A 20,765-nucleotide genomic window follows, 5' to 3' on the forward strand; every position below is an offset into this window, starting at 1 on the left:
TCCTTATGCTGTTTTTGATTTTAAGTACTCTATAATACTTCTTTCAACAAAATTTGTTTTAGCTGTTATATTGGCACTATCTAAACATTCCTCATCTGGCATTTCATTTGTCATAAATAACTTTAGCCAATCTTCTAAATATTCATCTTCCTCTACATCATTAAAATACTTTACGGCAAAGAGCAAGAAAGGTATCGTATTAATATTTAATCGGGAAGAATTGACATCTAAAGTAAGTAATATATCTGATAACTGATCTGCATATAATAAACAGTATTCCGACATATCTATATTCCCATTTTTATCAAACCATTGAGTAAATTTTTCTAAATATTCACTCGTAAAATCAAAAAATGGTGATTGCACAGCCATCATTAAACATCTGGCAGACAGATTTTTTTCTTGTACTTCTGGAACAAAGGAAGCTAAATTAGATTCTTGAAACTTAGAATAATAATTTTGGAATAAAGTTGAACGTTCATTGGATAATAAATTTTCATTTGATATAAAATTATTTTCGAGAGCTTCTTCGTTTTGATAATCATCTTCCACAAGATCGTCACATTCGGCATTAAGATAAATATCTAATGCTTTATTTATTTCATTTAATTTATCAGTTACAACACCTACGGTTTTTGTTCCCGTTTTCCCCTTTCCAAACGCTTCAGCATAAGAAATAAATTCATCGTCTGCTTCAATGTTTTTTTCAAATCTTAATGTGTTTACCCATTCTTTAAGGAAACGTTTAAACACCACATTATTATAAGAAAGGGATTTAAAATAATAGAAACATGCTAGAACAATATGAAACTCATTTCTATCAATATAATTGATTACCTCTGGTTCCCCATTGACAATATCATACATTTCTGAGAATAAACCATTTAATTGATTAATATGTTCTTTTGATAGCCGGTCTACTAATGTACTACACATATGGTCATATTGATTTTTCCATTCAAAATAAATCAAACATAATGTTTCAACTATTGACCTTTCAATTTTACTTTTAACCTCATCATTCCTTGTAAAGGTACAGCAGTCTTTAATAAATGAAGAGTTTGATAATGTAGCTACTTCTGCCGCCCAGTTTGTACCAAGTAAATTGATTCCCATTTGTTCTTTATTCATGGCACTGCCACTGTTAAAGTCAATTATTTCTTGCTGTATCTCTTCATCAGAACAATTCCTTTTTATTAACACAGGAAAATTATATCTCTTAATTCTTTCTTGTAATTCTGGAGGAAGTTGGGAAAATTTTAAGCCACGAATATCAATTTCAAATTCACCATACTGTTGGCAACCATTTTCATCTAAAACCGGGGTAAAGATTATTTTTTTTGTATTTTTATCTCGTTTATATAATAAAACTTTTTTTCCATTACGTTCCCTCGTTTCATATTTGACCCCACTATACCTAATAATAGAGCTGGAAGTCTGGGTGCTAATAGCAAATCCATCTTCTATATACTCATTTAATGTTGTAACACGTTGCTTTCCATCAATTAAGTATTGATATTCGTAATTTGTTATAGGGTCTCTTTGTGTGCAAATGTTTAGCGGAAGAATATGCTGCTCACTGAGGATGCGACGCACAAAATTTCCTTTTTGTCTGGCAGTCCATTGCTGTGCTTTCCTTTGAAGTGGATGATTTAAAAGCAAAGAGCCAGATTCTACATCTTTTTTTACATTTTCAACAAGCATATTAATACTGTTTGTTTCAAGCTCTTTATTCATGGATCCATCCTCCTTATCAATTGTGTTTTCTCAATCATTTTCATACTTAACAACAAATTATTAAACTGTCTATATGATAAGTGAAGTGTTTTCATTATTGCATCATGGGAATAACCACATAGTTTAAAGATTAGAATTGTTTTTTGTTTTTCAGATAGCATAGAAATGTAATTAGCAGCAGGGATGTATCCAAAATCTTCGTTAACTTCAGCATCAATATCAACTGTCAAAGTTTCTTCTATAGTCATGTCTGCATTTGAAGATATTTTTTCTTTAAGTCCCTTGGTGAAATAGTTAGCCTTCCTCTTATTTGTGTTTTGAGAATTAATGAACGAAATAATTTTGTTCTTTAAAACCGAAGATACAAAAGCATTTAATGTTCCTTTTAGTTCATCAAATTTATTAAGATTTTCGACAATAATCACATTAGAAATTTCATTAAATTCCTCTTTGTCAATATGCAAAAAATCCATTGATTTTTTATTTCTGATGTATTCCCTTGAAATAATTTTATCAAATTCTTTTTTATTCGCTTCCCACAAAGATGCCTTATCTTTATGTAATCTTTTAGAGTTATAAGGCTTAAACTCTTCTTTTTCACATATAGAACAAACTTGCCTATCTTCAGATATGTAACAACCACAGCTAACACATTGATTGGTTTTTGAATATGATACTGACATTTTTAAACACCCCGCTTACTCTTAATAATTAATATTTTTCTTATAGCATATCCTGCAAAGGTCACAGCAATTGTCCATCTCGCCGCAAAACCATGGTTTGCTTTTAATAGATACAACACCACATTCACCTTTTAAAACTTTTAATTGATAATATCTGTTTCTTTTCATTTTACGCTGTTGATTTCCATAAACATTTTCATTATTTAACCCTCTATTAAACAAAGCATTTTGATTCATATTTAATCTCCCTTTTTATTTTTTTGCGAGTTCTCTTCGTTTAAAATAGAACAAATAGTAAATCCAACAACAAAAAAGACGAAACTACAAACTATATAACCCATTTTACACATTTCCTTTCTTCATCCCATTTGTTAATTGCCTTTTGTAAATCTTCCGAATTTTTAAAGAAAAAAACGTTTTTCTTTTTTGTTGGGCTTGCGTCTAACTTGTTTTCCGTCATACCTAATAAGGTAAACCCATGTAACATGAGAAATCCGGCCAGTCGTTGATTAAATATTGTCACTGATTTTTTTGATTGATTCATTTTTAATATCTCCTTTTAATTATTTTAAGATTATAATTTCTTCTCCGCTTTTAATTTCACATGATTCCAATTCATTTATAGATTTCACTTCCGCAATCCACTCACGAATATCTGTTTTATTAGACGCATTCGCTTCAGCTATCCCCCATAAGGTGTCGCCTGTTTGTATTTGATAAACTTCATTTGAATAATTTGGTTTGTCTCTAATGTCCATATGAATTTTAACTATGTAAAAAATAATTACGATTAGATATAAGAACGCTATACCAGAGATAATACTAATAAAATTGTTTTTTCTCTTTTTCATTTGTGTACCTCATTTCTTTGTTAATTGTTATTGACTTTTGCTATGGTTTGTACTAAAATTAAACTAATCTTAAATCTATTTGCATCCATCTCCAGCAATATTATAGGGAGGGAACATAGATTTTAAGATGTTCCTCCTCATCGAAGGGAGGAATTTATGTCCAATATTTTTTCTATTGGCTTGGGCTGTAGCACAACCTTGCAGATTTTTGGATTATTGATTATTTCAGTAACGTTAGTAACACTTACATATTTAACAGCTAAAATATGTATCGCCGTGTTGCTGACAGCCATTCAATTTCGCAAAGTTAATGTTACAGCCAATAAAGATTTAGTTTACTCTCCATCGCACTTAAATAATTGTGATGTAGCATAATTATCTACGCAAGGGGTAAAAAAAATTTTACTTACATTATAAATATTTAACACCCGACTAATTGATAATATTTCAGAACTTGTAAACTCTTGAATGTTATTTATTTTCGCATTTAATTTAGATTCGCTAATGCAAAGTATTGACGCAATATCAGATATTGAATATTTAGATAAGTCTATCAACTCACAAAGTAATTTAGAATTTGTCACTGTTATCACCTCGCTTTTGTTGAATTTTTATCTACAATTAGATTATAGCACTGTGTTTCATATTTGTCAACATGTTTTTTTGTTTTGTAGATATTTTATCTATTTTGTACAAAAAAACACAGCTTGATTTGTGCATGTTGATATATTTTCCACTTAATGTATTTATTTGTTGACATTTATTTAACATTATATTATAATAATAAATAAAGAAAGAGGTGTTTATATTGAGTTTTGGACAAAGGTTAAGAAAAAAAAGAATAGAAATGGGTTTATCGCAAGAAGAACTTGCAACTAGATTAAAATATAGTTCAAGAAGCTCAATAAATAAAATTGAGTTAGGAACACAAGATATGCCACAATCTAAAATTGCAGAATGTGCAAAAATATTAAACGTTTCCCCGAATTATTTTTTTGAACAGGAAGATACCCTTCCTAATTTTCTCGCTTACGGCGGTTCAGCTAATGCAAACACAAATACAAAACATCCAACAACAGACTTTACTTATGCAATGTATGAAGAGGAAAAAAATTTAACGGAAGAAGATAAGGATGAATTGAAACGGATGGCCAAAATATTATCAAACAAAAACAAAGGAATTTTATAATGAATAATAAAAACTTAACCGAAGTATATAAAAAAATAGAAAATGATAATATTTCCGTATTCCCTTTCACTATCACAAATTACAAAGCGGCGACAATCGAGCAAGATGGGAAATATGGAATATTTATTGATAAAAGCAAAATAGAAAACTCCAATCAAGAATTTGAAATATTGGCACATGAATATGGACATTGTAAATCCGGCGCAACGCACAAATTATATAGTCCCCACGATTTAATAGAAAAACATGAATATATGGCAGACAGAACGGCAATATTAGAGTTTTTACCATTTGAAAAACTGCAAGATGCATTTAATAATGGCTGTCAATTAATATGGCAAATAGCTGAATTTTTAAGTCTTCCAGACTCTTTTATAGAAAAGGCAGTGCAAGTTTATCAAAGAATGGAATATATTACAATATAAATAGACTCCCTGATGATAAAGGGAGTCTATTTTATTTTTACGGTATATACATAACATTCAATCAATTAAACCACAATTGTTGACTTAATTTCAATTCTGCATAATCAAAAATATTAAAATATCCATTTTTATCGCAATTAATAGACAATATACATTTATCTAAATATATATTAAAATAATTTACACTTTTGATCAAATACTGCCGGGCTTAAATAAGAATAACAAAACCAATAGTAAACTCTTTTTTATTCTCATAAAAATCCTCCGAAATAACATATTTTATCTGCATTATATCATTATCATCAAAAATTGTCAACAAATACTACGATAAATTAGTATATTATTCCAATACATAACACCTTTATTTTTTGGTTATAATATACTATAATATGATTAAAGGTGCTGAAACATGGAACATTTTGACGAATTGTCTGTAATCAAAAGAATAGAAGAATTAAGATTGTTGAAAAGATGGTCTTATTATGAACTTGCAAAACGTTCTGAAATTTCTCAATCTACATTAATAGCAATGCTTAAGGCTCCACATGTACCAACCATTTATAATTTAGCAAAAATTTGTAATGGTTTTGGTATATCTCTTGCATCTTTTTTTAGTTATCTTGATGACAATAAAGTTGACAGCTTAGATGTTTTAGACCTGTGGAACATTCTTGATTCTGAATCCAAACATCTCGCCTTAATTTATATGAAAGGGTTGGCTCACTTGCCAGCGGGAGAAGAGAATGAAAAATTATGAGCAATTAAACTCAATAGCAGAAATTTACACAAATTACGTTGAAGAAATACCTAACAATCCATTAAGACTGGCAAATCAGCTTCAAATTAAATGTAAAACGAAAATAGAATATATGGGGGAATATGCTGGTTCACAATGCCCTTTATATTCATATCCTGCTATTCTATGTAATTATGGCACTAGGAACAAACCACAATACACAATTTATTATGATGAGTCAGCACAATTTTGGGGCTTTTATGTATTTCATGAATTGGCACATTATATATTGGAACATGATTCTGACGACCCAGACAATGAACGAGAAGCTAATCTGCTGGCTTGTTTATTGCTTGCCCCTCCTCGACTAATACCTACAACATTCAAAAAAGCGAATGATTTAAATGTTAATTTTCACATACCGCTTGGACGTGCCGAAGAATATTGGGAGAAATTTTCTAAGGCAAATAACCGCAAAAACCAAACTTTGAAATTTAAAAAATTGCTTACATATACAATATTCAGTATTTTTACAGTTGTGTCGATTGTTTTTGGATTGAATTACTTGCACGACTCTTCTGATAAAAATAATATCCCTAATTCTATTCAAACATCACAGCCGTTACAAAATAAAACTACTGAATTTATACCTAATGCATCATCTGAGCCATCAATTAATATTGTTAATGAAAATACAAAACAAAATAATATAGTAATCGTTACAAAAACCGGCACAAAATATCATTTGCCAACATGCAGTCATGTCATAAATAGAGAAAATTTAAAACAGTTAACATTAGAAGACGCAATCAAAAATGGATATTTACCATGTCAAGACTGTATTCATTGACCATTTGGGAAAGGCCGTTTTACTACATTATTGCAGTAAAACGGCCTTCATTGTATTATTTCTAAACCATCAACCCTATTAATAAGCTTTAGGCCATTTAAGGCAAACGGTTCAAAATCCTTGTTCTTGCCAATACCTTTAATGCAGAATGTTCCAGATATATTTACTACTTTGTATTTTCTTCCCTTGTTATCAATAAGTATGTCATTTTCAAATATCTCTTTTGAATTATAATCATATAAACCAGTAGATTTAAAAATTTTAATATTTTCTGAGGTATTACATATACCCTCGTCCGTAATAGAAACATATTTTTCTTTTATTGCATCTCTTAATGAGATTTGTTCTCCATTTTTTACAATTTTAAAGTTTATTCTCATTTAATACCTCCTCAATACTTCTTCTCCAATGCCAACAATCTTTCTCTTTCCATTTCCTTAGATTAATAATTTTTCATAATATCATTCCACTTTTCCCACACCTTTTCATTTTTTAATTGCCCATCAATCCATTGTAAAATTTCCAATATTTCTACTTTAGACTGATAATATATAGCACAAGTTTCACCAATATATTTTTCGTTGACACGATTTTTTATATACTGGATTTTCTTTTCTTTTGCTGGAAGAATGTTATTAATAAAAGAAATAATTTTCTCTTTGCCATACACTCTTAATCGTGGTTTATACATGCTCTTTGTAACCCTTACATCAATTGTTCCATGTAACTCAATGTAAGCCCTACAAAAATCTTTTTTGCATTGTATATCTGACATTGATGGCAACGTATGTATATTTCTCGCCTTTACAACCCACTGTTTCTTTTTATCTCTTTCAATGTTATTAGCAGATTCATATGCTTTATAACCTGTTGCTTCTGCAATATTTTCTACATACCATTTGTCAAGATTTCTCACAACCAGATATGAACCTTTTTCATCATTAACAAAATATCCGGTTCCATAAGCAATACCTACACAATAATCATTTATCATATTATAACTCATTCCAGCCATCTAAGGTGCAGAGATTTCCACAACCATCTTCCCAACCACCGGAAATTGGGTCTTCCCCATTACTAAGAGCTACACGATATTTCAACATATCCCCAATGGTATTTGGATAAATCACACCTAAATAGTCATCTCTATTATAAACATTTAAGCAATGCAAATTATAGTCATATTCATCTTCGCATACTTTAATTCCATTTTCAAATTGCCATTCTTTAAATTCATTAAAATCATTTTCTGCTTCTGATATTGAATTAAACTCTCCTAAAAACACAAGTTCACCACTACCACCGCAACATGATTTATCTTCCAATTCTATAAACCCTTTTTTTGTAACTATTCCATAATCACTATAATAATATTTTCCCATTTGTAAATCCCCTTTCTACAGTAATCATTTAATTGCTATACACAGACAAATTTCCAACCGCACTAATAAGATTGTTTTTATTCGTTTTAACATAATATTTAGCAGTTGTTTCACGACTCGAATGTCTTAGCTGTTTCTGCACCAAGATTAAATCTCCTGTTGACTCATATAACTTTGTTCCGACATAATGTCTCATCATATGAGGTGTTATTTCTCCGTTAGAATATCGTTTGAAAAAGCTTGTTATTGCTGTCTTTTTCAATCTTACCCCTCTATTAGACAAAAATAAAGCTTCTGATTCTGAATGCTTGTCCAATAAAAATTTTGTTCTTACGATTAAATATTTGTTTAAAGCTTCCGCAGCTTCAGATGATATAAAGACCGATTCATATTCTTGTATATTACCTTTGCCAAGAATATTTATAAAAGGACTTTTAGTTTCGCCCCCTTCATTTAATAATTCTCCCCCGTTCAAAAATACATCTGAAACATCTAAATTAATAAGCTCTTGACATCGAATACCACTTCCGGCTAACAGTTTTACAATAGCAATATTCCGTTCAATATCAAATTCGTTATTGTTTCCCGTTGACAAACGATTTAAAAATGCTTGCTGTTCTTTGTCTGTTTGAACTTTGACTTCACCGCGTTTTTTTTCGGTTTTATATTTTGATTTTGAAACAAATTTTACAACATTTTTTTCAACATTTCCATTTTCCAAAAGATAATTCCAAAATGCATTTAACACTTTTTTCTTAGTACATATTGTTTCAAGTGTGTTGTTTTTACTACCCTGTAAATATTCAAAATATTGATCTAAATTGCTTACGGTTATTGTCGCAAAATCAGATGCAGTTATACTGAAAATGTCTTTACAGACCATATATTTCCTGTCTAAAAGCCATTCTAAAAATCCTTTAAGGATACACCAATTATTATTTCTTGTTGCCGTTGATTTATAGCTGTTTATAAAATTTACAATAAACTCTGGCATACCCTGCATTTTATCACGTAATTGTGTAGCTAATTTTGCATAAGTTTCAACCTTATAACACATCACGCTTGCCCCCTATATAAATCACCTATATTTTCCCTCTCTTATATTGCGATCCAATTCTCGCTGTGACATCTCTTTAAATCTAACTTTATTCATATCTTGATTAAACAGCAATGAATTACGGATACATCCAGGTTCATAAGGTTCTTCCCCTGCCTCTGAAACAAGTTTGTAAATTACATAAATTACACCAATTATTGCCAAAAAACCAGCCATAATAATTCCTCCCATAATTAAAAATTAATGTTTTATTTTGTTAAATTAATTATATTACATTTGAAAAGACATTGCAATATAATTTATACTATATTAAAGTTATACATAAATAGCCTTCTGCATTTACATTTATCATTCCTCCCCTCTATTACGCCCTCTTTGGTATAGCAGCATACCGACTACTATACCGTCAGGTGGACTATCATAAATCTTCACTTCAAATATATGTCTGCATATAGGTATGGGATATGCAACACCAGCTCCACAATCATGGTAAAAAATCCATTTTTCAGAATGGGATTTAGCCCACTCTCTAAGTTGTTCAAAACAATCAGCTTGATTCTTGCCTTGTAACTTTCATTCCAAGCATTGCAAATCTCATATGCTTTCTTTTTTGTGCTGACAATATTAGCACTCTGTATGCCTTTTATTTCCAATGTACTTAATAGATTGTTGCTGTTAAAGTGCTTAATAACGTAGGCACAATATTTTCCGTTTTTCTATACTGCTACAACGATATAACTGTTTTTATCCATATATCAACTCTCCATTTCCTATTTTTTAATTTTGCAAGCGTCAATTGTCCTGATGCTATTTTCATATTGCTTTGAAAAGCTATCCCACAAAACCATAATTCACTATACATTTATCTGTTGAATACAGCCGTTCCATATTCCTCAAAACTCAACCAAAATGTTGTTGTTTCCTCTCCACATTCGTTTATAAGCGTAACGGTTTCGTTCTTATTGTCAATATCATCAATAATACATTCTTCCCCATCCATACATACAATTTCACCAAAACCGTAATACAAATCACAATAATTGCCTTCTCTACTATTATTGTCAATGCCGCAGCACGACAAATTTTCTCCGTATGTGTTGTATAGCGCTTGAACACTTATACAAACCTTCTCGCCTATTTTCATTGTTTCCGTCTCCTCTCTATTCGCTTACCTCTACAGGCTCAATAACTATATTAAACCATCTATTGCTGTCCTCGTTGCCATTGTAATATAATGAATAACCCACTTTTGCCCCTTCGGAACGCTCGTCAAATCTGTCAACAATTTCATATCCGTCTACGGAATATAACTCTACTTGCCCTCTTGCGGCCTCTCTTACCTTGTCCCATGTATTTTCATTAAACCCATTTAATATATGTAAAAAAGCCTTTTCAGCATTTGTATATCTTCTACTTATTGTTTCATTAGAATTACGTTTCTTTCCGCTGACAGTAAAAGGTTTATAAATTGATTCCTCTTTTCTAAAAATCAACTCCCAATCTTTATGCCTAAAGGTGATAATTGTTCCCTCTTCCCATGATTTGCAATTTTTTAACATTTCTATAATAAAAGACTTATTCATAATAAAAACCCCTTTTCTTAAAATCAACCTTTTATTCTGTTGTTTGCAAATCGCTTTCTAACATCAAAACAGAGTTTCCATCAAACAAATAATATTGTTGATTCTGAATTACTTTGTTATATTCCGATTCGCTTCCATCAAACTCTTTTACTACCACCTTTTCCTCTACTGTCATGTCTTTATACTGTTTTTTGCCATATGTAGGAGGCAGCCACCCCTTTTTTTGACTTCCGAAAACATTAAATTTCTTTAATAAATCGTCATTGCTAAAAGTAATATGGCAAGTCCCCTTTTTGTAAAAAGTAACCGTAAAATACTTTAATTGAATTCCTTTTGTTTCTCCGCATTCTTCCGCAAACTGTAAAGCCCCTTTCAAATCAACCGCGTCCGTTAATACTCCATCAAGATAGTTAAAACACTTCTCAATTTCTTGTAATTCCTCTATAACCTTATAATTTGTCGGTCTAAATCCGCCCCAATATCCATTTAATGGTATAATAACTTTCTTGTTGATTATATACGCCTTGTTTGTTTTCCAGCCATTATAATATTGAATATTTTTACTACATTCGTTTGAATAACTATGCTCATAGCTCAATTTTTCAAATAGTTTTACAATAACCTCTTCAATGCCTTTGACAATTCTGTTATTCATATCTATTTTAACTTCATAGATATTGTAAAGCGAGAAATCATAATCTTTTAATTCCTCAACTTTGTTGTAATAATCGTCCCGTAAATTTTTGGTAAGTTGTCCGATAAACTTTGGATTATTAAATAATGCTTTCCAATACTTGCCGCGCACTTCTCGGATAAACGAGTTTATATTCAATGTGTTATACTGTCCGTCCCAGTTATTACTTAAATTCAGCCTTAAAATGCAACCTCCTGTCTGTTTTGTTTCTCCTGTTTCCTCGTCCTTCTTAAATTCTGCCATAATATAAGGCTTCATCGCATAAAACTCTTTTATTAGTTTGATTCCGGCTTCTACTTCCATTTGATACTGTTTGACAATAGCCGCCAAAAAGTCATTTTCGACAAGCTGATTGTTTTCCTCTGTATATTCAACTTCTTTTTGTTCCTGCTCCTTCTGTAAAGTATCAAATATAAATGACTGTCTCTTGACTTCCGGTAATTTAACTTTAATTAGTGCCGTTTCGACTGGCGTTTTCTGCTCTGCGCCTATAAATGCGTTTGATATATATTCAATCTCTGCGCCGTATTCCGTCAAAAGTCTTGAAAGAATTATTCTGTCGTTGTTGCACTGATTTTTTAATGTTTCCGCATTGAGTAAACATATCACCGCGCCACCGTTACGCTTCTGCATTTTTAACGCCCTGAGAAGATGTTTAGCACCGTTACTAAATGGAGGATTCATAATAATTAAGTCGTATTCCTTCATAGTCTCATACGTCAAAAAATCATTATGTACTACTCTATAATTTTTCCCTTTGAGTATGTGTTGTAAATTTTTATCAAGTTCTACGCAGTCAATATCAAAAGTAATTTTATTATAATATGTACTAAACAACCCCTCTTTTTTCTTGATACTATCAACTATATTTCCTTTCCCCGCTGACGGCTCAAGAATTGTTTTAATCATTTTTAAATTCACACCAGAGAGCATCTTATTGATTAAATGCTCCGGTGTTGGGTAAAAATCTTTATTAAACATTGTTTATTGCCTTTCTTTAAAATCGTTTCATTATGTGTTAATAATAATGCCACTTTAAATTGCTTTCAGCTTCCGTTGTTATGGTGTTATCATTTTTTTATTATGTTCATAACAATGTATTTTCACGTGTTATTATTAGCTCCACACTAAGACATGACAGTTTGACCGTTTCAGTATTCTTTCTAAATTATTCAAGTTTTCAACGCTTGTCGTTTTATTGAATAATTCCGCCGCATTCTGCACTTTTTCCAAATTTCCGTTTGAACCGTCAAAAATATAATTACAACAAAAATTATATAAATGTTCCTTTTCTGATGGTCTAAAGAGTTCTAAGGGGGATATTTGTAAACATACTGCGTCTGGGAATTCTTCTACATAGGCTTTTATAAGCTTTCTGTTACTATTGTTTAAATCGTCGTTTGCTTCGTGCATACCGTTTAAATAATGCCTTGCCCATGCCTGTTTATGTTGTTTTAATGCCTCTGAGTATTTGCAGTCTTGTTTTATGGTTTCTTTTAAATCAACATCAATCATTTTCCATTCCTCCTATACTATTGAATAATAAAAAACATCAAGTATTTCACATCTGTCCTTGCCTTGTACCTTATCCCAATTTTCCGCTATATAGTCTGCAAGTTCTCCAAGTGGTGTTCTGTTGCTATCCTTCAAATAAAGGCTAAAGACAAAAGCAACATATTTTAACAATCTTTCCTCCGGCACTTCGTTGTATATGCCTGTGTGGAATATATAAGCCTCTGCACCGCTTTCAAACTCATATTTATTTCCGTTGTATTCTGTATAAAATTTCATAACATCAAATCTCCTTATAAGTTATTTAAGATAATATTAAACTGACTTTTGTAAAATTGTTTTTCTTTCCTTGCGGAAGTTCTGACAAACATTTTGTTTTGTAGTCCTCTAATCTGTCTGTGGTGCTTCTGTCACACATATAAAATCTTTTTTTCGTTTGTATGCTGATTATTCCATTCAAGGGCTATTTTCTCCGCTTCTGCTCTGCTTTCGCATAAATGGCATATATCGGCGCTGTACCTGTCTATAAAGTTTTTTAGGTTCTCCCCTGTTCTGATTGTTTCCGCTATTGCGTAACGTTTGCCGTCCCGCTCACAATCAAATACAACATAAATATTTTTCATTTTTAAATCCTCCTATTTTATAAACCTATCCCCATAAAGTAAACGTCCATTTGATACATAGTTATTATTGTAGTATTCCATAGTTTCAGGGTTCCCGTCCGCTAAATCGTTTTTTAATTGATAGTTGTATGTAGTACAATAACTTTCAGGAAAACGGAAAAAATCAATATATAAAGCTATAAATGCGGTTATTATTGCACTTATTGCAAGTAATTTTATGAGTCGGTGCAAATTGATTTTATAACGATGTTGCCGGGTTTTTATATGTAATATAGCTGTCATTTTTCTTCCCTCAATTCTTTAATTGACAGACGTTGGTAATTTGCACAAACAATTATCTAACGCTTCCCATAAGTCATGTATAGCCTCTTCACAAGTTTCCATATCTTCATACACATCTTTCATATCATATGGTGCACCGTTTCTTCCATGCCCTGTATCATCAAGCCAAAGATATGTTTCCACTGATACATCAAAATCATTATATACTGAATATAGATTATGTAAAAAGTATCCTACATCGTTTTCCGTATCAACTTGTATATGAAAATCTTGTCCAGCAGGTGACCACCAACCAAAATCATAAACGTTTCCGTCCTCTTGTGTAACTGTCCAGCCTGATTTTTTCGCCTCTGTTAATAGTTTTTTTAATTCCTTATTCATTGTAAATTCTCCTTTATTTAAAAGGAATAATCATTTTTAAAATTGATGTTGTTTTCCTTGCACCATTTAATGATATAATCCTTTACGCAACCTTTCACCCATTCAAAAGTAAAGATATAGTTTTTAATAGTTTTCATTTTCTTTTTGCTCCTTGTAATATTGTTTTCTTGCATCTAAATATGCTTGTTTTTGTGTATCATTGAAATTTAATTCATCAAAATATGCTTGCAAGTCATCATCATGATACTGGATATTGTAAAAAGCTGATAATGTGTCATAGTCTGCTTGCCAATTTGTGCCGTATTCGTGATTATACATTTCATATAAAAAAGCATTTTTTAAATATTCATAACTTGTAGCAGCCTTTTCTTTTTGCTCCTGCAACTTTTGATATAGTTCTTTATGATGTTTGACAAATTCCGCATCGTACATATAAGCAAATGCAACAGGATTATAAATCATTCCTTTTACTTCTTCTTCAAAATTCGGGTGTTTTTTAGGATTGCCAAAGATTGAAATATAATCAACCTGCATTCCATAATAATTATTTAAATAATATCTTTTGCGGTCGTATTCGGTGTATTCTGTTATCGGTGCTGTGATTTCTGCTTCAGTAAAAAGAATATTGTTCATTTTCTTAATGTAAAATGCTTTTAACTCGTCTTTTGTCTTTCCCTTATGGTGTAGTTCAAAATCATCAGCAAAATAGATATGATGATTGTTTTTGAAAACTAAACAACTATAACCGAAATATTCGTCAAAATCCACAAAATATATATTGTGTTCTTTTATCTCCATTTCTTCAATAAACATAGTTTTTGCTTCTTCCTCTATAAGATTTCTGATTTCATCAATCGTCATTTTTAAATTCTCCTTTGCTTTTTTTGGTCTTTCGGAGCTTGTAACCGCTTCATTCTGCTATATTAATCTTCCATATTAAATTCATCTTTTAACAATTTCTTGAACTCTGGGTCTAGTTCTAAATATCTTTTTAAAAATTCATGTTCTGAACATGGAGCTAATTCTGCATGTACAGTCTCCCTTATTTCGTCATCCATATATGACACAATTGCGTCCCAGTTAATAAATTCTTTTTTGTTTGTGTTTACATTTGTTTTCATTTTGATTTCTCCTTTAATTAATTAAATTTTTATTTGTTTTATAATTGTTTTTCTTTATCTTTCTAAAGATATTGTATCATATTTTCTTTACTTTGTCAACAATTTTCTTTAATAAAGTAAAGATTTTTTTAGTTTTATTCTTGACTTTTTCGTCTGCTTTTGGTACAATATCATTATATTTTTTAGAAAGAAGGTTTTAAAATGATAAAATATTATAAACTTTTGGATATGCTTAACCGCCTTGAAATGTCAAAAGAAGATTTGCGGCTTAAAATCGGCGTATCATCGGCAACTATGGCGAAAATATCAAAACATCAATATATATCACTTGAAGTTATAGATAAAATATGCCGCTTATTACATTGTCAACCCGGAGACATCATGGAATATATACCGGATAAAGATTGATTATTTTTTATTCTTTTCTTTATGTATTTATTATAACACAGTATTACGTATTTGTCAACAGTATTACGGTATTTTTTATATAAAATATATACAATTATGCTACAGTATTACGCATTGTATTTATGCATATTGCCATACAATTTTAAAGTTGTTGACAACACCAGTATTACGTGTTATAATAGGCAGTAATATAATTTAATTTAGAGGAGTTAGATAATGGCATACAGCGAAAAACAAAGAGAATACAATAAAAAATACGACGCTAAAACATATAAAATGCAATCAATAAAAATGAAAAAAGAAAATGTAGCTGCACTAGATAGATATATTAAAGTAAATAATATTACTAGTAAAAATCGTTTTATAATTGACCTGATTAATGCTGCTATCGGATACAATGACAAGTAATCAAGTAATAAATACAAACAAAAAAACGATGTATTGCCTATAATTAGACTTTACATCGTTTTGATTTATAGTGTTATTTAGTTTGATTTAATTTATAGATTTTTATAAATATCGCCGCGATTATCTGCGTCAACAACAATAACAGTTAATTCACCATTGTTAACCGTGTAAATAATACGATATTGGCCAACACGTAAACGAAGTAACCCTTTATGCCCTTTTAATGGTTTAATATCTTCGCCATCGGGCAGACGTTCAATATTCGCAACCACCCGATTCCGTTCATTTTGCGAAAGTTTGTCAATGAATTTCTTTGCTTTTTTCTTAATGATTATATGATACATCAATCAATTCCCCATTCCTTTTTACACTCGTCAAGCGTAAAACTTTCGTCTTTGTCAGGGTCGTTCAAATAGTTCTGCACCATTCTTTCACAAAATAAGTCGTCAGCTTCTTCATCAGCTGTAATGCCTTGAATGTAGGCTAAAACATAACCAATTTTATAATCTGGTATTTTGTCAAGAAGATTTACAATAATTTCTTTTGTTGACATATTTCATCACTCCTTTTATTCAAATAGGTCTGAATGTGTTCCTGTCCTGATTAAATATAATTCATTATCAAATACTTGATAAATTAATAACCAATCAGGTGCTATATGACATTCTTGACAACCTTTATAATCTCCCTGCAACAAATGATTATAATACTTTGCCGGCAGTGGTTCAGGAATACGCAATGTATTTATTACTGTTTCAATCAAAGATAAATCATAATTTCGTTTAATACAATTTTTGAAATCTTTTTTGTATTTACTACTCCAGTTTAAGTTTAGCATTAGTCATTCATCATCATTTCAAGGAAATCATTCGTAGCTCCTTTGAAATGCTGCCCTTTCCCTGTAGCCTGCATATTAGCAACTTCATTTATTGCGTCAATCGTATCTTGATTCGGGGAATGATTACCATTTAATTCTTCGCCTGCGTATGCCTGCAACGATTCAATTACTTTTACAACAAAACTAAGTTTTGTATCTGGTACACCATCAATAAGTTGTAAAATTCTATCGCGATTTGACATAACTATCACTCCTTTTTGATATACAAACAACATATAATTTATTGTTTATATATTATAACATATTCTGCCGTAAATATCAATAGCAAACAATGTAAAGTCTTTTGTTATACTCTTACACCTCATACTATGATATTATTTATACTTGACTTTTTAATATTGTTTTGATATACTAAATATGCAAAAAGCTTTGTATAATTATATCATGGAGATTGTAAAAATACAACTCTATATTTAATTGTCAAGGTTCAGTTTTTTGTTTAGTGTACTGTTGCCTGTCGTCAAACTGCTAACAGTACACTTTTTTATTTTGCTTTGTTTTAATTTGTCTTAACCTTTATTACAGTTATAATTATAGCATATTACTTTAATATTATCAAAGACGATTAAAGACGATTATTAAATCATTTGTTTTTGTCATATATGGAATTTTTTAAGAGGTATTACATTGTGTAAATGTGTTACAGGCTAATTTTAAGCGTATTAATAATATAAATTGAATAACATTATGTATGCTATTTATATGGCCGTAAAAAAATATTGATTTTTTAAAAAAGGCTGAAAAATGAAGCAAATTAAAGATAATTAGAGATTGTAAGTAATAAAATATAATTACTTTCAAAAATAAACAAAAAACGGCGACAGTCTAATATATAAGACCGACACCGTTTCTTGCGTTAGGAAAATTTTAGTATATATTTATTATTATGTCATATTAACCTTAATATGTCAAGATTATTTTTAATATATTAACGTTTCTTGTTTTATTATGTTATTTTAATTATAAACAAATATCATTATTTTTTAATTGTGTGTATAAGATTATATTAATGTTTTTTGCTTTTTATTATATTTATTATATAACAGATTTCGTGTATATTATGGTAGTATTTATGATGTTACTATGTTTAATGTTATTTGCTTATAGTCGATATTATAAGTTATTTAGCAGATTTTATTAATTATTTATATACATTAATGTTTTATTATATGTATTAATGTTTATTGTTATTAGTTTTGATTAATAATGATATAAAGCAGATTTCGTTATTCATTTCATCGAAAAGGCGAACAAATTTAAAAATGTTGCAAATGCAACAATATTTTAGTTAAATAAAGCATAATTAAATTAAGACATTTAAAATAGTATATTACATTACGTAATATATTATTTTATCCAGTAATAGCAAGGGTTTATAAAAGGGGGTATGTTTACATTTTTTCACATGATTTTATAGTCTAAAAAGCCCCTATCTGTTCTCTTCAAACATACCTCAAAAATATCGAATTTTACTCGTTATTGACTTCGACAAATCTATCAACAAAGCCAAATAACACTATTCTTATTTTATTAAATTTATTTCATAACAACTCATAACACCACAATAACCTTGATAAAATGCACAAATTATCGAAAATTACAAATCATCTTATAAAGTACTCTAATTTTCATCAATAAATTTTTATATCAAACATAAATCTTTTAATCAGAAAAGGCCATTATAATCACATTTTCAAGCCTGTTACAATCAAATAGGCTACAAAATATATCGAAGCCACATAAATATATAGCTATAATCACTAATTTTTATAAATATAAAATCATATTTTTATGCATTTTATACAAATCAACTAAACCACACAACTAAATTACCACAATATACGTCCAAAATTATGCCTTAAATCAATTTTAATAATTTATGTATCACTTTATATATCTAAAACACAAGAATTGAATATAGATATAATTTTAAGCTTTTAATTTTTAACACACAAATTTTGATTTTTGTGTGTATTTTTTGTGCAAAATTAAAAATTTATAAGGAATTATATATAGTGAAAAGAAATTTTCAAAAAATTACATTAATAGATGAGATTAGTCATTTTAAAAGAGAAACTTTATTTGACAAAGAACCTGTTGTTAAAGAAATAGTTTGATAGAGAAATTTTATATAAAAAAAAGAATAATATATCAGAACTGCATTTATGGAGGTAAATAAATGATATTTGTAATAAAACTTGTTATATGGGGAGACCCCATACCCCCTTAGCCAAACATTGCTTCGCAAAGTTAGGCTTGCCCTTGTCTGTCTTACGACAGCCAAGTCCATTATAGTTAATTCATTATGTTTATGTTTAAAAATTGTAATATAAATTATTTTGGCACTTTTATATATATCTTTTATAAGGGGAACACCTTAAAAACCGCATAAAACCTACATATTTTTTTGATTTTGGCACTTTTACAGAATAGGCTACTACGGCAGGTAGAGGCTGAAAGTGCGATAAACACTACGTTTTTGGCTTGACACCATTTTTTTAAAAAAGGTGCCAGGATTTGAGAAATTATTGGAACATGATTAGGAGGAGATAATTTAGTGAATTTTAATTGCAATGTGAATATAGTTGACGCCATTATGGGAGCGGGAAAATCTCAGAGTATTATAAATCATATTAACGCATCAGGAGTAGAAAACAAATTTTTGGTAATAACACCGTATTTAGACGAGGTTGATAGATACAAGAAATATTGCCCATCTAAACACTTCAAGGCACCTAAGTTTGAAAAAAATCAGACAAAGTTAGATGACATAAAAAAAATGATTGATAAAGGTGAAAATATCGTTTCAACTCATGCTCTATTTCAAAAATTTGACAATGAACTAATTGATATATGTAGAGCGTCAAATTATACATTAGTAATGGATGAAGTTGCAAATGTTGTAGATGAATACTCGTTAAGCAAACAGGACTTTACCCTTCTAACCAATACATATGTTGACATTAATCATAAAACCAAACAACTTATATGGAAAGAAAAATATAAGGATTATTCCGGCAAATTTGATAATGAAAAAAGATTATGCGAATTAGGTAGTCTTGTTTGTTATGGAGACAATTTAATGGTATGGCTATTCCCCATAGAGACATTTAACTCTTTTCGGAACATTTACATATTGACATACAGATTTGATTTGCAGCTCCAAAAATATTACTACGATTACTATAGACTACCATATACATATTTGTCAGTAGTAGGTAATTCAATGGATACATATCAATTATCAGCTTATGATAAAAATCAAAATAAACCAAAGTATGATTATAGGAAATTGATTCATATCTGTGATTTAGAGAAACTTAATATGATCGGTGACAGAGAGCATGATTTATCTAAAACATGGTATTTTAGGAATAAAGGCAATTCAACAATGCAAGTACTAAAAAACAATATTTCTAACTTTTTTAGACATATAAGATGTGACAATTCTTCTGACAATATATGGACAACATTTAAAGATTATAAGTCGTTGTTAAAAGGTAAAGGCTATACGAGAGGATATTTACCGCTTAATTCTCGTGCAACAAATGAATATAAGAAGAGAACTTCAGTCGTGTATCCAGTTAATCGTTATCTTAATCCTTTTGTAAAAAACTTTTTTCTTACTAATAATATTGATATAGATGAAGACGGTTATGCTTTATCTGAAATGCTTCAATTTATATGGCGTTCCGCTATTCGTGACGGAAATGAAATATGGATTTATCTACCCAGTGTACGCATGAGAGGGTTATTAGAACAATGGATAAGTGAAAATAGCGCAATATAGCAGATTTACTTATCATTGGTGATTTGAGTTCTTTTCGTCAAAAATTATAATGATTATTTTAATTCAAGTACCAGCACAAAATAAAAATATATATCCAGACTGATCTTAAGCCAACTCTTCTTTTTTGTGTAAAATTTAAAATTTTCTTATAACAA

32 protein-coding genes are annotated in these 20,765 nt (G+C 29.9%); 8 read left to right on the forward strand and 24 right to left on the reverse strand.

Features of this window, described 5'->3' with window-relative positions; all coding sequences use genetic code 11:
* Positions 1–3 precede the first annotated feature (3 nt).
* From H8698_RS07360 to H8698_RS07380, 5 genes are all read right to left on the reverse strand, one after another.
* Complete coding sequence (locus H8698_RS07360) at positions 4–1,737, reverse strand: hypothetical protein (protein WP_249311941.1); 1,734 nt, start codon at positions 1,735–1,737, stop codon at positions 4–6.
* Positions 1,734–2,420, reverse strand: a complete 687-nt coding sequence (locus tag H8698_RS07365) for a hypothetical protein (RefSeq protein ID WP_249311942.1) — start codon at positions 2,418–2,420, stop codon at positions 1,734–1,736. The genes H8698_RS07360 and H8698_RS07365 overlap by 4 nt, the downstream gene beginning before the upstream one ends.
* A 21-nt stretch (positions 2,421–2,441) precedes the next feature.
* The gene (locus H8698_RS07370) at positions 2,442–2,657 is read right to left on the reverse strand and encodes a hypothetical protein (RefSeq protein WP_249311943.1); all 216 of its coding nucleotides are present in this window, start codon (positions 2,655–2,657) and stop codon (positions 2,442–2,444) included.
* A 91-nt stretch (positions 2,658–2,748) separates the two neighbouring features.
* Positions 2,749–2,964, reverse strand: coding sequence for a DUF5659 domain-containing protein (locus tag H8698_RS07375; RefSeq protein WP_249311944.1), 216 nt, complete (start codon positions 2,962–2,964; stop codon positions 2,749–2,751).
* A 19-nt stretch (positions 2,965–2,983) separates the two neighbouring features.
* Positions 2,984–3,271, reverse strand: a complete 288-nt coding sequence (locus H8698_RS07380; protein WP_249311945.1) for a LysM peptidoglycan-binding domain-containing protein — start codon at positions 3,269–3,271, stop codon at positions 2,984–2,986.
* A gap of 156 nt (positions 3,272–3,427) precedes the next feature.
* Between H8698_RS07380 and H8698_RS07385 the strand changes: the two genes are divergently transcribed.
* The 5 genes from H8698_RS07385 to H8698_RS07405 all read left to right on the forward strand — a co-directional run bounded on the left by H8698_RS07385 (position 3,428) and on the right by H8698_RS07405 (position 6,471).
* Positions 3,428–3,646: a hypothetical protein gene (locus tag H8698_RS07385; protein ID WP_249311946.1), complete on the forward strand. Its 219-nt coding sequence runs from the start codon at positions 3,428–3,430 to the stop codon at positions 3,644–3,646.
* Between the two features lie 433 nt (positions 3,647–4,079).
* Positions 4,080–4,460: a helix-turn-helix domain-containing protein gene (locus H8698_RS07390; protein WP_249311947.1), complete on the forward strand. Its 381-nt coding sequence runs from the start codon at positions 4,080–4,082 to the stop codon at positions 4,458–4,460.
* On the forward strand, positions 4,460–4,885 hold the full coding sequence (locus H8698_RS07395; RefSeq protein ID WP_249311948.1) for a hypothetical protein: 426 nt from the start codon (positions 4,460–4,462) through the stop codon (positions 4,883–4,885). The genes H8698_RS07390 and H8698_RS07395 overlap by 1 nt, the downstream gene beginning before the upstream one ends.
* Before the next feature lie 409 nt (positions 4,886–5,294).
* Positions 5,295–5,642, forward strand: a complete 348-nt coding sequence (locus H8698_RS07400) for a helix-turn-helix domain-containing protein (protein WP_249311949.1) — start codon at positions 5,295–5,297, stop codon at positions 5,640–5,642.
* Positions 5,629–6,471 carry a hypothetical protein gene (locus H8698_RS07405; RefSeq protein WP_249311950.1) on the forward strand — a complete coding sequence of 281 codons (843 nt, stop codon included), beginning with the start codon at positions 5,629–5,631 and terminating at the stop codon, positions 6,469–6,471. Before H8698_RS07400 ends, H8698_RS07405 begins: the two co-directional genes overlap by 14 nt.
* Before the next feature lie 47 nt (positions 6,472–6,518).
* Here H8698_RS07405 and H8698_RS07410 read toward each other — a convergent pair whose 3' ends face one another.
* From H8698_RS07410 to H8698_RS07480, 15 genes are all read right to left on the reverse strand, one after another.
* On the reverse strand, positions 6,519–6,851 hold the full coding sequence (locus tag H8698_RS07410) for a YopX family protein (RefSeq protein ID WP_249311951.1): 333 nt from the start codon (positions 6,849–6,851) through the stop codon (positions 6,519–6,521).
* 62 nt (positions 6,852–6,913) lie between these two features.
* Complete coding sequence (locus H8698_RS07415; RefSeq protein ID WP_249311952.1) at positions 6,914–7,465, reverse strand: hypothetical protein; 552 nt, start codon at positions 7,463–7,465, stop codon at positions 6,914–6,916.
* A 1-nt stretch (position 7,466) separates the two neighbouring features.
* The gene (locus H8698_RS07420; protein ID WP_249311953.1) at positions 7,467–7,853 is read right to left on the reverse strand and encodes a hypothetical protein; all 387 of its coding nucleotides are present in this window, start codon (positions 7,851–7,853) and stop codon (positions 7,467–7,469) included.
* Positions 7,854–7,881: 28 nt separating this feature from the next.
* Positions 7,882–8,910, reverse strand: coding sequence for a tyrosine-type recombinase/integrase (locus H8698_RS07425; protein ID WP_249311954.1), 1,029 nt, complete (start codon positions 8,908–8,910; stop codon positions 7,882–7,884).
* Between the two features lie 21 nt (positions 8,911–8,931).
* Positions 8,932–9,126: a hypothetical protein gene (locus tag H8698_RS07430; RefSeq protein ID WP_249311955.1), complete on the reverse strand. Its 195-nt coding sequence runs from the start codon at positions 9,124–9,126 to the stop codon at positions 8,932–8,934.
* A gap of 646 nt (positions 9,127–9,772) precedes the next feature.
* Positions 9,773–10,054: a hypothetical protein gene (locus tag H8698_RS07435; protein WP_249311956.1), complete on the reverse strand. Its 282-nt coding sequence runs from the start codon at positions 10,052–10,054 to the stop codon at positions 9,773–9,775.
* 16 nt (positions 10,055–10,070) lie between these two features.
* On the reverse strand, positions 10,071–10,493 hold the full coding sequence (locus H8698_RS07440; RefSeq protein WP_249311957.1) for a hypothetical protein: 423 nt from the start codon (positions 10,491–10,493) through the stop codon (positions 10,071–10,073).
* A 31-nt stretch (positions 10,494–10,524) separates the two neighbouring features.
* Positions 10,525–12,168, reverse strand: a complete 1,644-nt coding sequence (locus tag H8698_RS07445; protein ID WP_249311958.1) for a class I SAM-dependent methyltransferase — start codon at positions 12,166–12,168, stop codon at positions 10,525–10,527.
* A gap of 135 nt (positions 12,169–12,303) precedes the next feature.
* The gene (locus tag H8698_RS07450; protein WP_249311959.1) at positions 12,304–12,702 is read right to left on the reverse strand and encodes a hypothetical protein; all 399 of its coding nucleotides are present in this window, start codon (positions 12,700–12,702) and stop codon (positions 12,304–12,306) included.
* Positions 12,703–12,714: 12 nt separating this feature from the next.
* Positions 12,715–12,978, reverse strand: coding sequence for a hypothetical protein (locus tag H8698_RS07455; RefSeq protein WP_249311960.1), 264 nt, complete (start codon positions 12,976–12,978; stop codon positions 12,715–12,717).
* Positions 12,979–13,109: 131 nt separating this feature from the next.
* Positions 13,110–13,322 carry a hypothetical protein gene (locus tag H8698_RS07460; protein WP_249311961.1) on the reverse strand — a complete coding sequence of 71 codons (213 nt, stop codon included), beginning with the start codon at positions 13,320–13,322 and terminating at the stop codon, positions 13,110–13,112.
* A 12-nt stretch (positions 13,323–13,334) separates the two neighbouring features.
* Positions 13,335–13,604: a hypothetical protein gene (locus H8698_RS07465; protein WP_249311962.1), complete on the reverse strand. Its 270-nt coding sequence runs from the start codon at positions 13,602–13,604 to the stop codon at positions 13,335–13,337.
* An 18-nt stretch (positions 13,605–13,622) separates the two neighbouring features.
* Positions 13,623–13,985: a hypothetical protein gene (locus H8698_RS07470; RefSeq protein ID WP_249311963.1), complete on the reverse strand. Its 363-nt coding sequence runs from the start codon at positions 13,983–13,985 to the stop codon at positions 13,623–13,625.
* A gap of 123 nt (positions 13,986–14,108) precedes the next feature.
* Positions 14,109–14,846, reverse strand: coding sequence for a hypothetical protein (locus tag H8698_RS07475; RefSeq protein ID WP_249311964.1), 738 nt, complete (start codon positions 14,844–14,846; stop codon positions 14,109–14,111).
* 62 nt (positions 14,847–14,908) lie between these two features.
* Positions 14,909–15,106: a hypothetical protein gene (locus H8698_RS07480; RefSeq protein ID WP_249311965.1), complete on the reverse strand. Its 198-nt coding sequence runs from the start codon at positions 15,104–15,106 to the stop codon at positions 14,909–14,911.
* A 201-nt stretch (positions 15,107–15,307) separates the two neighbouring features.
* Here H8698_RS07480 and H8698_RS07485 point away from each other — a divergent pair, with 201 nt between their 5' ends.
* Positions 15,308–15,514 carry a helix-turn-helix domain-containing protein gene (locus H8698_RS07485; RefSeq protein ID WP_249311966.1) on the forward strand — a complete coding sequence of 69 codons (207 nt, stop codon included), beginning with the start codon at positions 15,308–15,310 and terminating at the stop codon, positions 15,512–15,514.
* Positions 15,515–15,730: 216 nt separating this feature from the next.
* Positions 15,731–15,922 carry a hypothetical protein gene (locus H8698_RS07490; RefSeq protein ID WP_249311967.1) on the forward strand — a complete coding sequence of 64 codons (192 nt, stop codon included), beginning with the start codon at positions 15,731–15,733 and terminating at the stop codon, positions 15,920–15,922.
* Between the two features lie 92 nt (positions 15,923–16,014).
* On the opposite strand, the gene H8698_RS07495 is transcribed toward H8698_RS07490, so the two are convergent.
* Genes H8698_RS07495 through H8698_RS07510 form a run of 4 tightly spaced genes read right to left on the reverse strand, consistent with a single transcriptional unit; the run spans position 16,015 to position 17,002 of the window.
* Entirely contained in the window at positions 16,015–16,266 is a 252-nt protein-coding gene (locus tag H8698_RS07495) for a type II toxin-antitoxin system RelE family toxin (protein ID WP_249311968.1), read from the reverse strand.
* On the reverse strand, positions 16,266–16,475 hold the full coding sequence (locus H8698_RS07500) for a hypothetical protein (RefSeq protein WP_249311969.1): 210 nt from the start codon (positions 16,473–16,475) through the stop codon (positions 16,266–16,268). Before H8698_RS07500 ends, H8698_RS07495 begins: the two co-directional genes overlap by 1 nt.
* Positions 16,476–16,490: 15 nt before the next feature.
* Positions 16,491–16,760 (reverse strand): type II toxin-antitoxin system YafQ family toxin, encoded by a 270-nt coding sequence (locus tag H8698_RS07505; protein WP_249311972.1) that lies wholly within the window; start codon positions 16,758–16,760, stop codon positions 16,491–16,493.
* Positions 16,760–17,002, reverse strand: coding sequence for a hypothetical protein (locus tag H8698_RS07510; RefSeq protein ID WP_249311974.1), 243 nt, complete (start codon positions 17,000–17,002; stop codon positions 16,760–16,762). The genes H8698_RS07505 and H8698_RS07510 overlap by 1 nt, the downstream gene beginning before the upstream one ends.
* Before the next feature lie 2,375 nt (positions 17,003–19,377).
* On the opposite strand from H8698_RS07510, the gene H8698_RS07515 reads away from it, so the two are divergent.
* Positions 19,378–20,610: a hypothetical protein gene (locus H8698_RS07515; RefSeq protein WP_249311976.1), complete on the forward strand. Its 1,233-nt coding sequence runs from the start codon at positions 19,378–19,380 to the stop codon at positions 20,608–20,610.
* The last annotated feature ends 155 nt before the right edge of the window (positions 20,611–20,765 follow it).

The sequence above is a fragment of the Congzhengia minquanensis genome (assembly GCF_014384785.1).
Taxonomy (GTDB): Bacteria; Bacillota; Clostridia; order UBA1381; family UBA9506; genus Congzhengia; species Congzhengia minquanensis.

Bases quoted from the DNA above. Each gene is read 5' to 3' on its own strand.
- H8698_RS07360 (WP_249311941.1), bottom strand. From the start codon at position 1,737: ATGAATAAAGAGCTTGAAACAAACAGTATTAATATGCTTGTTGAAAAT.
- H8698_RS07365 (WP_249311942.1), bottom strand. From the start codon at position 2,420: ATGTCAGTATCATATTCAAAAACCAATCAATGTGTTAGCTGTGGTTGT.
- H8698_RS07370 (WP_249311943.1), bottom strand. From the start codon at position 2,657: ATGAATCAAAATGCTTTGTTTAATAGAGGGTTAAATAATGAAAATGTT.
- H8698_RS07375 (WP_249311944.1), bottom strand. From the start codon at position 2,964: ATGAATCAATCAAAAAAATCAGTGACAATATTTAATCAACGACTGGCC.
- H8698_RS07380 (WP_249311945.1), bottom strand. From the start codon at position 3,271: ATGAAAAAGAGAAAAAACAATTTTATTAGTATTATCTCTGGTATAGCG.
- H8698_RS07385 (WP_249311946.1), top strand. From the start codon at position 3,428: ATGTCCAATATTTTTTCTATTGGCTTGGGCTGTAGCACAACCTTGCAG.
- H8698_RS07395 (WP_249311948.1), top strand. From the start codon at position 4,460: ATGAATAATAAAAACTTAACCGAAGTATATAAAAAAATAGAAAATGAT.
- H8698_RS07400 (WP_249311949.1), top strand. From the start codon at position 5,295: ATGGAACATTTTGACGAATTGTCTGTAATCAAAAGAATAGAAGAATTA.
- H8698_RS07405 (WP_249311950.1), top strand. From the start codon at position 5,629: ATGAAAAATTATGAGCAATTAAACTCAATAGCAGAAATTTACACAAAT.
- H8698_RS07410 (WP_249311951.1), bottom strand. From the start codon at position 6,851: ATGAGAATAAACTTTAAAATTGTAAAAAATGGAGAACAAATCTCATTA.
- H8698_RS07415 (WP_249311952.1), bottom strand. From the start codon at position 7,465: ATGATAAATGATTATTGTGTAGGTATTGCTTATGGAACCGGATATTTT.
- H8698_RS07420 (WP_249311953.1), bottom strand. From the start codon at position 7,853: ATGGGAAAATATTATTATAGTGATTATGGAATAGTTACAAAAAAAGGG.
- H8698_RS07425 (WP_249311954.1), bottom strand. From the start codon at position 8,910: ATGTGTTATAAGGTTGAAACTTATGCAAAATTAGCTACACAATTACGT.
- H8698_RS07430 (WP_249311955.1), bottom strand. From the start codon at position 9,126: ATGGCTGGTTTTTTGGCAATAATTGGTGTAATTTATGTAATTTACAAA.
- H8698_RS07435 (WP_249311956.1), bottom strand. From the start codon at position 10,054: ATGAAAATAGGCGAGAAGGTTTGTATAAGTGTTCAAGCGCTATACAAC.
- H8698_RS07440 (WP_249311957.1), bottom strand. From the start codon at position 10,493: ATGAATAAGTCTTTTATTATAGAAATGTTAAAAAATTGCAAATCATGG.
- H8698_RS07445 (WP_249311958.1), bottom strand. From the start codon at position 12,168: ATGTTTAATAAAGATTTTTACCCAACACCGGAGCATTTAATCAATAAG.
- H8698_RS07450 (WP_249311959.1), bottom strand. From the start codon at position 12,702: ATGATTGATGTTGATTTAAAAGAAACCATAAAACAAGACTGCAAATAC.
- H8698_RS07455 (WP_249311960.1), bottom strand. From the start codon at position 12,978: ATGAAATTTTATACAGAATACAACGGAAATAAATATGAGTTTGAAAGC.
- H8698_RS07460 (WP_249311961.1), bottom strand. From the start codon at position 13,322: ATGAAAAATATTTATGTTGTATTTGATTGTGAGCGGGACGGCAAACGT.
- H8698_RS07465 (WP_249311962.1), bottom strand. From the start codon at position 13,604: ATGACAGCTATATTACATATAAAAACCCGGCAACATCGTTATAAAATC.
- H8698_RS07470 (WP_249311963.1), bottom strand. From the start codon at position 13,985: ATGAATAAGGAATTAAAAAAACTATTAACAGAGGCGAAAAAATCAGGC.
- H8698_RS07475 (WP_249311964.1), bottom strand. From the start codon at position 14,846: ATGACGATTGATGAAATCAGAAATCTTATAGAGGAAGAAGCAAAAACT.
- H8698_RS07480 (WP_249311965.1), bottom strand. From the start codon at position 15,106: ATGAAAACAAATGTAAACACAAACAAAAAAGAATTTATTAACTGGGAC.
- H8698_RS07485 (WP_249311966.1), top strand. From the start codon at position 15,308: ATGATAAAATATTATAAACTTTTGGATATGCTTAACCGCCTTGAAATG.
- H8698_RS07490 (WP_249311967.1), top strand. From the start codon at position 15,731: ATGGCATACAGCGAAAAACAAAGAGAATACAATAAAAAATACGACGCT.
- H8698_RS07495 (WP_249311968.1), bottom strand. From the start codon at position 16,266: ATGTATCATATAATCATTAAGAAAAAAGCAAAGAAATTCATTGACAAA.
- H8698_RS07500 (WP_249311969.1), bottom strand. From the start codon at position 16,475: ATGTCAACAAAAGAAATTATTGTAAATCTTCTTGACAAAATACCAGAT.
- H8698_RS07505 (WP_249311972.1), bottom strand. From the start codon at position 16,760: ATGCTAAACTTAAACTGGAGTAGTAAATACAAAAAAGATTTCAAAAAT.
- H8698_RS07510 (WP_249311974.1), bottom strand. From the start codon at position 17,002: ATGTCAAATCGCGATAGAATTTTACAACTTATTGATGGTGTACCAGAT.